The organism is Nocardia suismassiliense, from assembly GCF_900269665.1.
In the GTDB taxonomy this organism is placed as follows: domain Bacteria; phylum Actinomycetota; class Actinomycetes; order Mycobacteriales; family Mycobacteriaceae; genus Nocardia; species Nocardia suismassiliense.
This window is the reverse complement of the sequence record NZ_LT985361.1, coordinates 5,681,950-5,696,391: the sequence shown is the minus strand read 5'-3', so window position 1 is coordinate 5,696,391 and position 14,442 is coordinate 5,681,950. Positions and strand designations below refer to the sequence as shown.

8 protein-coding genes are annotated in these 14,442 nt (G+C 63.2%); 6 read left to right on the top strand and 2 right to left on the bottom strand.

From position 1 onward, the window contains the following. Positions 1 to 322: 322 nt before the first annotated feature. On the bottom strand, positions 323 to 1,234 hold the full coding sequence (locus tag DBO33_RS25270; RefSeq protein ID WP_199856752.1) for a poly(ethylene terephthalate) hydrolase family protein: 912 nt from the start codon (positions 1,232 to 1,234) through the stop codon (positions 323 to 325). A gap of 124 nt (positions 1,235 to 1,358) precedes the next feature. Here DBO33_RS25270 and DBO33_RS25265 point away from each other — a divergent pair, with 124 nt between their 5' ends. Continuing rightward, positions 1,359 to 2,501 (top strand): PucR family transcriptional regulator, encoded by a 1,143-nt coding sequence (locus DBO33_RS25265; RefSeq protein WP_107657280.1) that lies wholly within the window; start codon positions 1,359 to 1,361, stop codon positions 2,499 to 2,501. Between the two features lie 1,249 nt (positions 2,502 to 3,750). Beyond that, positions 3,751 to 3,888, top strand: coding sequence for a hypothetical protein (locus DBO33_RS25255; RefSeq protein WP_159080486.1), 138 nt, complete (start codon positions 3,751 to 3,753; stop codon positions 3,886 to 3,888). A gap of 30 nt (positions 3,889 to 3,918) precedes the next feature. Here the strand turns inward: DBO33_RS25255 and DBO33_RS25250 are convergent, their stop codons facing one another. Continuing rightward, the gene (locus tag DBO33_RS25250) at positions 3,919 to 4,503 is read right to left on the bottom strand and encodes a TetR/AcrR family transcriptional regulator (protein ID WP_107657277.1); all 585 of its coding nucleotides are present in this window, start codon (positions 4,501 to 4,503) and stop codon (positions 3,919 to 3,921) included. Positions 4,504 to 4,589: 86 nt separating this feature from the next. Here DBO33_RS25250 and DBO33_RS25245 point away from each other — a divergent pair, with 86 nt between their 5' ends. From DBO33_RS25245 to DBO33_RS25230, 4 genes are all read left to right on the top strand, one after another. Then, positions 4,590 to 5,483 carry an NADP-dependent oxidoreductase gene (locus tag DBO33_RS25245; protein WP_107657276.1) on the top strand — a complete coding sequence of 298 codons (894 nt, stop codon included), beginning with the start codon at positions 4,590 to 4,592 and terminating at the stop codon, positions 5,481 to 5,483. A 1,337-nt stretch (positions 5,484 to 6,820) separates the two neighbouring features. Then, positions 6,821 to 13,246, top strand: coding sequence for a PA14 domain-containing protein (locus DBO33_RS25240; protein ID WP_107657275.1), 6,426 nt, complete (start codon positions 6,821 to 6,823; stop codon positions 13,244 to 13,246). A gap of 277 nt (positions 13,247 to 13,523) precedes the next feature. Beyond that, complete coding sequence (locus DBO33_RS25235; RefSeq protein ID WP_107657274.1) at positions 13,524 to 13,871, top strand: GntR family transcriptional regulator; 348 nt, start codon at positions 13,524 to 13,526, stop codon at positions 13,869 to 13,871. Next, positions 13,871 to 14,329 (top strand): hypothetical protein, encoded by a 459-nt coding sequence (locus tag DBO33_RS25230; RefSeq protein WP_107657273.1) that lies wholly within the window; start codon positions 13,871 to 13,873, stop codon positions 14,327 to 14,329. The genes DBO33_RS25235 and DBO33_RS25230 overlap by 1 nt, the downstream gene beginning before the upstream one ends. Positions 14,330 to 14,442: the final 113 nt, after the last annotated feature.

The window sequence follows — 14,442 nt, the reverse complement described above, 5'->3', positions numbered from 1 at the left end:
GACAGCGCGGCAAACTATCGGCGCTGACGGCGGCGGGGGTTACGGTCGAATCCGCCGAGCCGGAGTGCTTGCGGGCCGCGGTGAGTCGACCACCAGCTCGGCAACGGCTGGGCAACGGCCGAGCAGATGGTGCGCGCACAATTGGTTACGGCGGCTGCTCTGGTGCGGCGGAGGATCCCGGAAACGCTGCGCGGTCCGGGGTGAGGGGCGAAGTCACCGAATGTTCCGTTGTCCCATACGGAGAAACCCGGTCGCCGCCATGTCACTCGGCCCGGTTGGTCGGCTGTTGTGCCGGCGCACCGGGTCGGAGCGGTCGGTGGTTCTATTGGGGCACCAGCGCGTTGCGTTGCACTTCCGACCAGGTGTCGGAGTCGGTGCAGATGCCGCAGGAGGGGCCGTAGAACATCGCGCGGGCCGAGGGTTCGTCCATCAACTGGAACCGCAACCAGGCGGTGGTGGACGTGAAGTACACCGACGGGTCGAGGCCGATGGTGAAATGCCCGACCCGGCGCAGCTCGCCGTAGATCGCCGGTATCTGGGTGGCGGCGTTATAGAAGGATTGGACCAGCCACGGCCGGACGATGAGGTCGGTCTGACCGGCCATCAAGAACGCCGGACCGTGGACGTCGCGGATGTCGGCCAGCGGGCCTGGTGCGATCGGCAGCACGGTGTCGATGCGTTCATCGGCTCCGGCCACGATGGCTCCGGCGCCGCCCTGGGAGTGCCCGGCGGCTGCGATGTGCGCGAGGTCCACGTGCTGGTAGAACTCGCTGCCGGAGTCCGCGTCGGCGCGGCCGAGGGCGTCGATGCCCGCCAGCATGGCGTAGGCGGAGCCGGATTGACCAGTGTTGGCCGCCGAGACGATGAAGCCGTGGCTGGCCCAGTGCAGCAGCAGAGTGCGGTAGTGGAGCGGAGCTGCGAAAGTTCCGTTGCCCCAGATGATCACCGGGTGACGCCGGGGGCTGGCGCTGATGTCGCGCGGGTAGTACAGGGTATGGAATGCCCCGACCCGTACCGCGGTGGCGTACGGTCCCTCGGAGCCGAAATCGCCGCTCGCCGAGGGCGCCGGGGCCGAAGGCTGCGGTGAAGTGGTGGGCTGGGCCGCGGTGGGTGCTGCGCTCGACAGCATCGCCGCAGCCGACAACACTACGGCGAGCACCAGACTCACCAGTGACGGGTGGGCGGGGGAGAGGCGACGGGGACCGGGCCGGGCGCTGCGTGATGGCAGAGACATGAACGCTTCCTTCAGAGCTGAAGTGGCTTCCTTCCGCACAGTGTGAGCCCGGCCAGGCCCGGCGCGGCAGTGGCCGCCAGCTCAGATATTGACCGTCTCGTTTGGGTGATGTGACGATCTGCCGATGGCGGAGCTGTATGACCGATTGGCGCCCAGACTCCCGGAAATGGCCCGCAAGGTGGTCTGCCGATGCGCGGTCGAAGTGCCTTTTTACCGCGAGCTGCCCGCCGAGACGCTCGCGGGTCCGGTCACCGAATCGGTGACAGCTGCCTTGGGCGTTCTGCTGAGGTTGCTGCGCGACAAGGACACCATGCACGCCGACGAGCTGACCCGGCTGGTGGAGTTGTCCGGGCGCCGTGCACTCGACCATGTTCCCCTGGAAGCGGCCCTGGCGGCATACCTGCTGGGCGCTAAAGTGTGGTGGCAGACGATCACTGAGCTGACCGGGCCCGATGAGCTACCTGCCGCAGGCACGTTCCTGCTCGACGGCCTGGCGATCGCGATGCCCGGAGTTGTCCTGGCGCACGTGCAGGTCCAAGAGGATCTGCGTAGCCAAGACCATCGGCTCCGCAACGAACTACTGGCCACGTTGCTGCACGGGCGCCCCCATCAAGCCATTGCCCAAGCCGCGCAGATCGAAGTGGCCGCACGCCACAGCGTCCTGGTCTTCCACCTCGCGACGCGGCGGCCGGATCGGCTGGTCCAATCGGCGTTGGACGCCTACGCCGGAACCCACGTGCTGACCGACCACACCGAGGGCCTGGCACTGCTGCCCGCCCGCGTCGACGTCGGCGCGTTGGTTACCCATGTGCGGCAAGCACTTTCGACCACCGTGCTCGCTGCCGCCGCCACCGCCCCCACCACCGAGCTGCCCGCCGCGGCCGCCGAGGCACGCGAGGTCATGGCCCTGCTCACCAGACTCGGCCGCCAGGAAGGCCTGTACTGGTTCGATGACGTCCTGGTCGAATACCAGCTCGCCCGCCCCGGCGCCGGGCTCGAGCGGCTGGCCGCCAAGCTCGAGCCGCTCGTTCAGCATCCGCATCTGATGGACACTTTGCGCGCGTTCGTCCGCACCGGCTACAACCGCCGCCAGACCGCCCTCGAGTTGTATGTCCACCGCAATACCGTCGAATATCGACTGCACCGCATCGCCGTGCTCACCGGTCTCGACCTGACCGAACCCGCGCACCCCCGCATTCTGCAAGCTGCGCTTACTGCTTCGGACTTGCTGCAATCACGTCCCGCCGAGGGACCGCCCTCGCGCTGAGGATTGTCGGTGCCGGTGGTCTCCGGTGGCGACACCGACATCAGCTCAGCTTCGCTCAATGCAGTTGGCCAGCAAGGGGTTTACGTGCGGCGCGGAGATGGATTTGAACTTGCGACCCGATTTGGCCATTCGGTCATGGCGTGGATCTCGAGCTCCTTGGTGGTAACCAGGAAACCCGAGAAGGAAGTTGGGGGCGCGGAGGCTGTCTCCGTGGAAACGGTGGCTGGCTGGCCACCGTCGTCTTTGCCTGCCACGAAGAAGGGCTCGAATACGCCATTGTGGCAAGAGTGCCAGAATGACCGTGCGGCGCAGTGGATTCGGCCGTCCGAGTCGGATGCGATGTAAGCGCTGGCCATCAGCAGTAGCGTATCGGCGACTCCATGGACCGAGGTTATCTCCTACGTCGCGGTGGGTGGGGTCGGAGCACTGCGTGCCGCCGAATGCAACCAAGAGTTGATCGCACTGGCGCGCGGTGTGTCCACGCCGGTGGATTCGTGGCTTCGAATACGCTGTCGAGAGCTCAATATCGTTACTGAACTGTCGAAGAAAGATTGAGTCAGACGATCGGCGCTTCGTCGGGAAGTCGCCTGCTCAGCGGCCGGTATGCGCCCTGCTCTGCGGTTGCTGTCGTTGGCCGGTACGTCGTACCCATCCTTCCTCGTCGCGGCAACGAATTCGATCTGGATTGGTCAAAGGCCCGCACGGTCATGGTGAGTCCATCTCTGGCAGACATCAACCAACTCTGTAGGGAGCAAAGCGATGCTGACTTCGAGGGTGATGCGGTGCACGAGTGCCGCAGCCGCGTTAGCCGTATCTTTTTCCGCCGTTTGCCATGCCGATGAGGGATCGGATGGCAACCAGTACGAGTGCGAAAAGGTCATAGCGCGGGACGTCGGGAAGGAGCGGCGCCAGCATATCGACCCCAAGGAAGGGGGTTTCTATTATACGGAGATAGTCATCGTCAATGCCGTTGGTTCCAGCTGTAAGCCTCTCGGCTCCACTCCCAGTACCGGGGCGGCAGGCCTCGCGTTGATCAGTACAAAAGACGGGGAATTGACGAAGGGGGAAAAGACGTACAAACGCAGGATGGACCTGCTGTGCTGGTCCGTGGATGCCGGGGACGGTAGTGGGATCGTCACAGGGGAAAGGTGCACTGCATATTGACTCCATCGCTGCGTCGAATAGCCGCCCGTTCGTGTGTTCGGGCGAGTCGAGCGATCTGGTGTGCCGGGCAGAGACCACGCGGCGCTTGGCTCGCCAGCTCCCCGGCTGGCCCGGCGACGTAGAGGTGCTCGGTATGCACGTCGGCGAGGGCGGTGCCGTCGTGGACTACGCGACGATGGATTCAGTCCTCGCCGAGTGCGCCGGCGTGTCTGATCGGCTCTAATCAGCGTCGATCCGGCGTTGTCGCCGTCCCTCAGCGATTCGAGGAGGCGACCTTCCAAGCCGCCTCGATCATCCGGAACATCTCGTCCAACGCGGCGTCCGGGTCGGCGGCCGTGCGGGCCAGCGCGTACGCGTCGATCACGAACCTCGCGATGGCATGGCAGTGCGTCGTAGTCGGCGGCACGTCGAGGTCTGCGGCGATCACGGTGGCCAGCGACTCTGCGTAGCGCAACCGCATCGACTCCTCGTACTGCCGCAGTGCGGGTGATCGATCGATCATGTCCCAGAGCGGGCCGGCTTCGTCGGATGCGCAGTGCCGCACGATGGCTCGGATTTCGCGGTGCAGTGCGGGGATGAGTGGCTCGTCGGGGGAGCGGTCGGTGACTGCCAGGGTGAGGCGTCGGTCGAAGTTCTCTTCCTGCTCGAAGACCAGGGCCTCTTTGGAGGCGAAGTGGGAGAAGAGGGTGGTGACGGCTACGTCGGCTTCGGCGGCGACGTCGCGGATGCCTACCGCGTCGTAGCCGCGTTCCAGGAAAAGCCGCAGGGCGGTATCGGCGATCTTCTGGCGGGTCGCGGCCTTCTTGCGCTCGCGACGTCCGACGGTCGGCGCTGTCACGTGCTGATGCTATCAGGTGCGAAACAGCAACCGATGCAAACAGCTAACCGTTGCAAAACACTAACGGGTAGCGCTATGTTCGAGACATGAAAGCAGTGCGCTTCGCCGAGTACGGCGGCCCGGATGTTCTCGAACTGGTAGACGTGGCCGAACCCCATCCTGGTCCTGGTCAGATACGAATCGCCGTGCGTGCGGCGGGCGTGAATCCGCACGATTGGCGGGTCCGCGAGGGTCAGTTCCAGCGGATCAACCCGATCCAGCTGCCCGCGGGCGTCGGGCAGGACGCGTCCGGTGTGGTGGACGAGATCGGCATCGGAGTCAGCGGCATCGCGGTCGGTGACTCCGTGCTCGGCCGCGGTTCGAACACCTACGCCGAGTTCGCCGTCCTCTCTTCCTGGACGCGCTTACCTGAGGGGCTGACCTTCGCCGAAGCGGCCGGGTACCCGTCGGTGGTCGAGACCGCGCTGCGGATCCTCCGTCTGGTCGGCGTCCATCCCGGCCAGACGCTGCTGGTCAGTGGCGCGGCCGGCGGGGTCGGGTCGGCGGTGTTGCAGATCGCCCGCGACCGGGGCATCACGGTGATCGGCACCGCCGGGCCCGCCAACCAGGACTACGTGCGCAGCCTCGGCGCCCACGCCACCACCTACGGCCCGGGCTGGATCGAACGCGTACGTGCGCTCGGCCGCGTCGATGCCGCGCTGGATCTCAACGGAGCGGGTGTGATTCGCGGCTTGCTCGACCTGACCGGTGACCCGGACAAGGTGGTCACCATCGCCGACCTCGAGGCCCCCATGCTCGGCATCCGCTTCGCCGGCACCGGCGGCAACATGCCCGAGGCACTCGCCCAAGCCGTCGACCTCATCACCCGAGACAAACTCCGTATCCCGGTCGCGCAGTCCTACCCGCTCACCGAAGCCGCCGCCGCGCACGCGGACAGCCAGGCCGGACACACGCGCGGACGCCGAGTTCTGCTCGTCTGAGTCGATTCACGCAGTCGCACAGTCGGATTCAGCGTCGATTCGCAGTGTCGATGCCTGAGCCTGGCGCGCACCCCGTGGTCGACCTCTGAGGAGACCATTGTGTACTGACCTCGCATCGACGCCGACGTCAAGATGACCACCAGGGGACGACACCCTCACCGGCGACTTCTGCCGGCCAGCAGGCGACGTCCGCTGGCTGGTCCTGCTGCACCGCACTCCTGAGACCGCGCGGACCCCTACCGGCGCTATCCAAAAAATTGTCGCCGACTCGCTGTTGCTCGCCGGTCAGGGGTCCGCGGTAATCGTCCAAGACACTCGCGGCAGGTTCGACTCCGGTCACCTTCAGCGAGATCGAGGCTGGCCAGCTGACCATCTAGCGCCGCCCGGCCGCTGGCCCGCGCGTGATCGGCCCCGCAGGTCGGCCGGACCGCATTCGCTGGTCAGCCGGATTGCGCTGCCGCCGAGACGGTTTCGCGACCACGATGGGATTGTGGTGAGGCACGGTTGAGCAGCAGGAGATTGACAGATGCTGCGGCTTAGGTGATGATCTTGGTGGTGCCACAGTTGTGCCTTCGTCCCTGACTTGGTGGACTTCATTCTCCAGCAAACCCTTTGGTGACTGTTTGATTGCGACCTTGATCCTTGGCGATCAGAGCCGCAACTGTTCGTGGTGCGGTCGCCAGAGCCCTTGCTGTGCCGCCGATCTCGTCATCGTGCGGCTCTTGATGCCCGGCTATGGAGCGACTCGAGCGGCTGGCGTGTCCGCAGGTTCCCGGAGCGCTATCAAGATCCCCAGTTATCGCAGCTGTCTACTCCCCATTTGGTTTTTTCTGTACCGTTGTTCGTGCGACCGATCTCGGTCCCAAGGTTGTTCGGACACAAATTTAGGCACTGGGGGGAGTATTGGTCTATAAACGTCGTTCCCGAATTAAGTCCCTCAAACAGGCTGCGCCGCACCGGTCTACGTCTGTGTGTGGCGACGCATGCGCTCGATACTGCGAGATGTTCTGAAGTTAAATTCATTTCACCTCGCACCGATTGAGTTGTTTGCGGTGGCTACCCGCATGTGTATGGATCCGGTCCGGCCTGGCTCCCAGGTATTTTCGAGCGACCACGCAATTTGGCCGACAAACTAATCCGAAACATGTCGGCCTGGTGTTGAACCGAAGTACTAATTCCTGCATAAGCACCTGCAGTAAGACGCTGATGCCCACGCTACGGCGCGACTCGCAGTGTGTTCAGTCCGCTGCGCCCAATTTCATTGAGAGTTGGTTGCCGTTGAGACTGTTCTGCCCGATTTGAATGCCCTTTGACGGGCTCGGTGATTGTGGAGTGAGATGAAGATCTACCGTCGGAGCGACGCCTTGGCGCGTTGGCTACCCGCTAATTTGCATCGTTTCAAGGTGGTTTCGTGGTCGACCGTGCTGGTTGCCGCGTTGATCGCTACGTTGGTGCAGGTAATTGTTTTACCCGAGGCCGCTGCAGCACCGAAAGGCAAGAATCCGCGCGACATTCCGCTGATGCTGTCGAAGGCTGTTTCGAAGCCTTCCCTTGCTGGTAAGCAGGCCGAGCCGGAGGCAGATTTCACGCCATTTCTCGCTGGGGGCGCTGCTGCTACCCCAGGGAAGAGTGGGTTCGATCCGAAGACGTCGAAAGAGTCTGCGCGGACTGAGGATTCGGTCGAGTTCACCAACGCCAACGGCACCAAGACGGTGGTGTTGTCGCAGGTGCCGGTCAGTGTCCGTAACAGCCGTGGTGGTTGGGATCCGATCGATACCCGGCTGGTCGAGCAGAAAGATTCCAAGCGGGCCATTGCGGCGCGTACCGGTGTCGGGATCGACTTGGCGGAGTACGCCAACGACCCGAAGTTGTTCCGGGTCAATCAGAACGGCACACTGGTGACGCTCGAGTTGAAGGGCGCGGCCAAGGCTGGTCGGAAGGTCACCGGGTCGACCGCGACGTATGCCGACGCGCTGCCGAACACGGACCTGACCTACGAAGTCTCGGCGACCGCGATCAGAGAGTCGATCGTTCTGAAGTCCGCTTCTGCTGTGGGCGAAGGCCGTTGGGTGTTCAAGCTGGACACCGGTGCGCTGACGCCGAAGGTAGACGGCAAGATCGTGAAGATCACCGACAAGTCCGGCAAGGTGGTCGCCGCGCTGCCTCCGATCGAGGTCTGGGATTCGGCGGGCGACGACAAGAAGCCCTCGGCGCGAACCGGCGGCGACTACACGCTCGCCCGTGACGGTGAGGCGTGGCAGCTGACGGTGGCTGTGGACAAGAAGTGGTTGAAAGAGTCTGCCCGCAAGTTCCCGGTGATGGTCGATCCGTCCTACGCCTTCGGATTCGGCGGTCACACCGAGGCGATCGCATACCGCGACGGAGCCGGCGCTTGCGCGGCAGAAGACAACTGCGGCATCCGCACCGGCAACGCGAGGTCTGTACTGGGTCAAGATTCGTTGTGGCGGTCAGCAATTCGCTACGATCTCGCACCACTGGCGGGAAAGACCGTCACCGGCGCGCGCATGGACTTGAAGCTGGCGACCCCGCTGGCGGATATGAAGCTCCCCTCCAAGGTGACCCTGTACCAGCCCACCACCCCATTGGGCTACGCAGCGATCGGCCCGGAGCTGGCCTCGGCGAGCATCGGCGAATCAGGCTCGTTGACGGCACCCGCACTGACCACCTACCTCGGTGACCGTGTCAAAGCCACCGACAAGAACACCTGGCTCATGCTCGGTGGCGCCGAGGGCACTCAGTACACCTATAAACAACTACAAGCCGCGTTGTTGGTCGACTACGGCGACGGCGCCAACCCGACTGATCCCACTCCAGGTCCACAGGTGAATATGATTGCACCGGTGGAGGATTCGGTGATCGCAACCGATGAACCGACGCTGGCGGTGAGCGCGGCCCCGTCCGGCACCAAGTACTGTTTCAAGATCTCCACCGGCTTCGACGGCCGCTCGGGCAGCGTGGTCGATTCCGGTTGCTTGAGCGCACCGAACTGGACCGTGCCGCAGCATGTACTAACTGACGGCGCCCGCTACAGCTGGACCGTTGCGACCGTGGCATCCGGCGCGACAACCCCGACACCATCGAAATGGGTCGGCCACTTCACCATTGACAAGCGCGTCGGTCAGCCGGGGCCGGCGCCGACGGACCAGATGGGGCCGGTCACGGTCAACCTGTTCAACGGCAACGCTCAGACCAGTGCGGCGGGGCCGGTGTTCGAGGCCGTCGGCGGGGCCGCTGGAGTCACCTTCGCCTACAACTCGCGACAGGGCGGAGACGGGAATGGTGTGCGCGCATCGTATTTCAACGACGCCGACCATAACGGTGCCGCGGATACGACACCGGTGATGGTGCGCAACGAAGCTCAGGTGAATCTGGACTGGGGAAACATCTGGAGCAACGTGCCCGAGAACTCCCCGTTCAAGGAAGATCCGATGCCGGCCGCGTTGGACAAGCAGTGGTTCGTCGTGCGGTGGGAAGGGTACTTCCGGGCAGCGGTGACGGGTGATTTCAGTTTCGCGGGCTCGCATGCCGATGGCGCGAAGATCTGGGTCGACAACAACCTCGCCTACGACAACGCGAACCCGGCCACGGTCGGCGGCGATTTCTCCACCGCGACCCCGAAGAAGAACACCGATGTCTCGCTGACCGCGGGGCAGCGAGTGCCGATCAAGATCGAGCTGTATCACCGCACGACCGAGCGGCCGAAGATGGTGTTATGGGCCAAGAGCACCACGGGTGCCAGTACCGCACGGACCCACAACTGGAATCCCCAGATCGTAACGACGGATTGGTTGTTCGCCCAGGACCCGTTGCCGTTGCCGGGCGGATGGACACTCGGGTTGATGGGCAGCGAGTTTGTCTCGGCCCAGATGCTCGACGGGTCGGTCGTGCTCACCGATTCCTCAGGCGGTAAGCACGGCTGGGCCAAGGCTTCTGCGGGCGGCTATACCCCACCAAGGGATGAGGACGGTGTCCTCGCTGTTGATGCCGAGGGCCGGGTTTCGGTAACCAAGGACGGTGTGGTGTCGGTCTTCAACGTCGACGGCACCCTGGCCGCGGTGTCGAAGGTGGCCGACAGCAAGAAGCCTGCGTCGCTGCAGTACGTCTATAACGGCACCCCGTCACGGTTGACTGAGATCAAGGACCCGGTCTCGGGGCGGTCGCACGCTCTGTACTACAACACCGACAACAGCAACAACTGTTACGGCGGGACATCGTTGCCGCCGGGGGCGTACTCGGCGCCCGCGCAGAAGCTGTGCCGGATCAAGTACTGGGATGGTACCGAGACCCGTTTGTGGTACATCGTCGGTGCTCTGGGCCGGATCGAGAACCCGGGTTCGGAAATCCGGGACTACAGCTACCTGAACCTGATCAACGCCAAACGCGATTACGACGAGGCAGGCAACAATACCGAGAAAAAGCAGAAGGCCATGGACGCTGTCGGGTCGCTGGACGAGGTCCGTGACAGCTTGGCTGCGGACTGGCGGGCCACACAGGGAGCCTACAACTCGAACGCCGACCGCTATCTGATCGAATACGACGCCTTCCAAGACGACCCGGAAATACCCCGGCCCCCACACTCCCGGGCGATCAAGCTCACCGCCCCTAAATCAGACGGCGCCGACACGGGCTTCCGACTCGTCCACGGCTACCAATACAACATCACAGGTAAGTCTGCACTGCTCAATGTCAGCGGCATCGACAAATGGGGTGTCCGCAAGGTGACTTGGGACGACGCCGGCCGCATACTTACCTCGACCGATGGAGTCGGAGACACCGTCCGCACCGAATGGAACGCCAAAGACAAACAGACGGCCAAGGTCGACACGACTGGTCGGCGCTCGACGGTGATCTATGACCATGCCGATCGCCCGACGGACCAGTACGGTCCGGCCCCCGGCGATTGTTTCAACGGGCAATTGCCCAAGCCCGAGTGCGCGCAGACCATGCCGCACGTCAGCAAGGGGTTTGACGAGAATCTGGTCGGGTTGGAGTCCGCGTTCTACGACAACCGGTTCTTGTCAGGTGTCCCGAAGGAGTGGGGCACCGGTGTCGGCAGCCCCGACGGCAGTTTGAAACGTAGTTGGGGTTCGACGCCGCCGGTGGCGAACAGTGATGGCTGGTCGGGCCGGTTCATGGGTGAGGTCAAGTTCCCCGCGACCGGTGAGTACAAGCTCGGATTCACCGTGGTCGACGGTGTCCGGTTGTGGATCGATGACCTGCTGATCGTGGACAGCTGGACCGACAAAGCCGCCACCGCTACCGTTCCCGGCACCTACACCAACACCACCCCCGGTGGCTGGCATCGAGTCCGGGTCGACTACTACAACCGCAGCGGCACCGCCGGCGCACTCGATTTCACCTGGACACCACCGGGTTCCGGCAGTGCGGTGACTGTGCCGGGCCAGAACCTGGCACCCCGTTACGGGTTGGAGACAAGCGACATCAGCCATAACGGTTCAGAACGCGCACCCGCGAAGAAGGTATCGACCGAGTTTTCGGACCCGGCAAACGGGATCGACCCGGCTTTCGGTCTGGCCGTTTCGACCATCGGTGACCCGGGCGGAGTCAACCTGATCGGCCGCAAGTTGTTCGAGAAGCCCGGCCAGGGGTTCCTACGACAACTCGCCGCCAACCTGCCGGCCGGCGACCTCACCAACCCGGACAAGCGCGGTACCTCGGTCTACTACGGCGGCAACGAATCTCGCGCCAATCCGTGTGAGGCCAACTCCGCGGCCGTCTATCAGGGCGGCCGGGTGAAAACAGCCACTGGAGCCAAAAACTCAGGTGGCGCGGCGAGTGTCATCGAGACGGTGTACAACGCTCGTGGCTTGATGGTTGCCACTCGTACCAACAATGAACCCTGGTCGTGTGTCAGTTATGACGCCCGCGGACGCATCGTCAAAAAGACGTTCCCGGCGATGGGTGACCAACCGGCGCGGACCGTCACATATGACCATGCTGCCAGCGGTGACCCGCTGAAGAGAAAGGTCAGCGACGGAAGTGGTTCCACCACAACTGTTGTCGATCTCCTGCAGCGGCCGGTGTCCTACACCGACGCCAATGGCGCTACCACCACTACTGGCTACGACCGAGCCGGTCGAAAGATCAGTGAGACCAGCACAATCAAGAACGTGAGTTCGACGGTGAACTACGCGTGGGACGACGCCTTCAGGTTGACCCAGGTCAAGCTCGACGGAGCTGTAGTCGCTACTCCCGCTTACGCTGCTGGTGTGCTCGGTGGTGTCGCCTACGGCAATGGATCGAACCTTGCGCTCTCCTACAACGATGCGGGCTCGTCGGCCGCCCTTGCCTGGAAGGTGTCTGGATCCGAGGTCACCAGCACGGTAACCCGCTCTCAAGACCAACGCATCATCGACGAAAAGGTGACCGACACAGCCAATCCCAGCAAGTCCTATGACTACGGCTATACCTACGACGGTGTGGGACGCCTGATCGCGGCCAACGTGCCCTTTCATCAGTTGACCTATCGTTTCGATGGCGATAACGGCTGTGGGCCGAATAAGAAGGCGGGATTGAACACCAACCGCACCTCCTTCACCGACGTCTTCAACGGCGCCGCCGCAGTCACCACCAACTACTGCTACGACGACGCCGACCGCCTTTTGTCCACCACAGGCGCCACTAACCTGTCGTTCACCTACGACAACTATGGCAACGCAACCAAGGTCGGCACTGACACTCTCGGTTACGACTCCACTCTGCGGCACGTATTCACCAGTACAGCCGCTGGCCGCACGGTCGCCTACACCCGCGAGGTCGACGACCGCATCGTGGCCCGGACGGTCAACGACGGTAGCGAACCTGCACAAGTCACCCGATACGGTTTCACCTCCGATAAAGGTGGCCCCGATCTCATCCTCGACGGGTCCAGCAACCTTCGCCAACGAGTACTGAAACTGCCTGGTGGGGCGGTACTTACCAAGAACTACAGTCAGGACAAGGCAACCAACTGGTCCTACCCCAACATTCACGGCGACATCCTGTTCACCGCAGACGGAGCCGCGGCCCGTACCGGCACCATCCGCTTGTATGACCCATACGGCCAAAACATCGACCCGGCCACTGGCGCATTCGGCGACATCCCAGAATCAGCCACCGCCGAAGGCGGCATGGACTTCGGGTGGCTCGGCCAAAACACCGTCCCAGTCGAGCACGTCGCCAGCCAACAAGCACTGGAAATGGGCGTACGCACCTACTTGCCCATCCTCGGTCGATTCCTGCAGGTAGACCCAGTCCTCGGCGGATCTGCAAACAGCTACGACTACGTCAACGCCGACCCCATCAACACCTTCGACCTCACGGGCACGACAGCCCAACAAGATATCGAACGGGCCATACAGGATGTGGTGTCTGCGGTCGCTGAAATCGGAGCGATGATCGGTGAAATCTTCGGCAATCAACCATCCGGTAGCGAGCGAGGTGACGAGATCGGTTCGTCACGGTGGGAATTCGGCAACGGCAGTTACTACGAGAGAGTTTTACTCTTCGAACACCTGCACCTCGATCCCGGGATTGTTAGCAAAATGGAGCCTGGGGCGCTGTTAAGTGGGTCATTACTCGGCCTTTTGATTGCGATGGGTGCGAAGCCGCCGGCGGCGATATTCGCTGCACTAATCGGGATTCAGGTTAGTGTGATTGTGCTGGGCAAAAACAAGGACGGTTCGGCGGATATATATAGATTCCCCGGTTGGCCTCTGTGGACTCCAGGGCCCCAGCGTTGAAGCTGGAGTGAGAGTGCTAGGGCGTCCGGCGAAGGGGTCGTCCCCCAAACAGTGCACCCGCATGCCGCGACCCCGTCCATTCCGCATCGGTGAGTGCGGGCGCTCGAAGGATCACTGGACGCCGAGCGTCATAGGCCACAGGCAGTGCCCGCTCGTGACCCCCACAGCAATACGTGAGTCGGGTGTGGGGGTCTGTGATTGCGGCGTCGTCAGGGGTGCTCGCACCGTACCGCTGGCGTCGCCGTATTCCGGAAGTAATGCTAGTCTCACTAGCACCATGTTGTGGCATATTGATCAGGCCTCCAGGGCGTCGCTGCAAGACCAGATCGCGGCGTGCGTCCGGCGTGCGGTCACAGCCGGGGAGCTGGTGGTCAACGAACAGCTCCCGCCCGCAACGGAATTGGCGCACGCGCTGTCTGTCGATCGTAATACGGTACTGGCGGCGTATCGGCGGCTGCGGGAGGAGGGGGTCGTGGATTTCCGACGTGGGCGTGGCGTGCGGGTCACTGCGACTGCGCCCACCTCGGCGCCGGTGGAGCAAGCCGTTCACCAGTTGATCGAATCCGCACGCGTGAATGGTTACAGCAAGGCCGAGGTGCTCGGCTTGATCGAGGAGTTGATGTGATGCCCGCTGCGATGGTCTACACCTGCCGCGTCACCAATTGGCCGATGTTGTGGATCGGTGTCGTAGTTTTCGTTTCCATGACCTACCTCGGTTCGGTATTACATTCTGCGGTGCTGAGGTTTCTGTTCACCGCGCTCTGGATCATCGTGTTAGTGAAGGCGATAGTCGAGACCAGTCAACGCGTCAGCGCGGGGCCCGGTGGCCTGACGGTGACTTTGGGTGCCTTTGGCCTTCCTCGCGTTACCGTTGCCCGAGCGAGCATCGCCCGCGCCGAGATCATCGATTTGCCGGTCACGTTTTGGAGTCGCGTGGGTGTGTACTGGACGCGAAAACGCGGATGGTTCCTGACTCCGACTTGGGGCCCTGCGCTGCGTTTGACCTTGACCAACGGCCGAATGGTCACCGTCTCGATGCCCGAACCCGCAGCCGCCCTGGTGGCGATGGGCTTCACACCATGAGCCTCGGCCGCTCTTGAATCTGGTCGCGGCGCGGTGAGTGGAGGCTGCGCCGCCAGGAGCCAATCTCCAGCGATACCTGCTGGTGAAGTAGGTGTGCGTATTGGTCGTGTCCC

Coding starts and splice junctions, on each gene's coding strand:
- DBO33_RS25270 (WP_199856752.1), bottom strand. CDS start 1,234: ATGTCTCTGCCATCACGCAGCGCCCGGCCCGGTCCCCGTCGCCTCTCC.
- DBO33_RS25265 (WP_107657280.1), top strand. CDS start 1,359: ATGGCGGAGCTGTATGACCGATTGGCGCCCAGACTCCCGGAAATGGCC.
- DBO33_RS25245 (WP_107657276.1), top strand. CDS start 4,590: ATGAAAGCAGTGCGCTTCGCCGAGTACGGCGGCCCGGATGTTCTCGAA.
- DBO33_RS25240 (WP_107657275.1), top strand. CDS start 6,821: ATGAAGATCTACCGTCGGAGCGACGCCTTGGCGCGTTGGCTACCCGCT.
- DBO33_RS25235 (WP_107657274.1), top strand. CDS start 13,524: ATGTTGTGGCATATTGATCAGGCCTCCAGGGCGTCGCTGCAAGACCAG.
- DBO33_RS25230 (WP_107657273.1), top strand. CDS start 13,871: ATGCCCGCTGCGATGGTCTACACCTGCCGCGTCACCAATTGGCCGATG.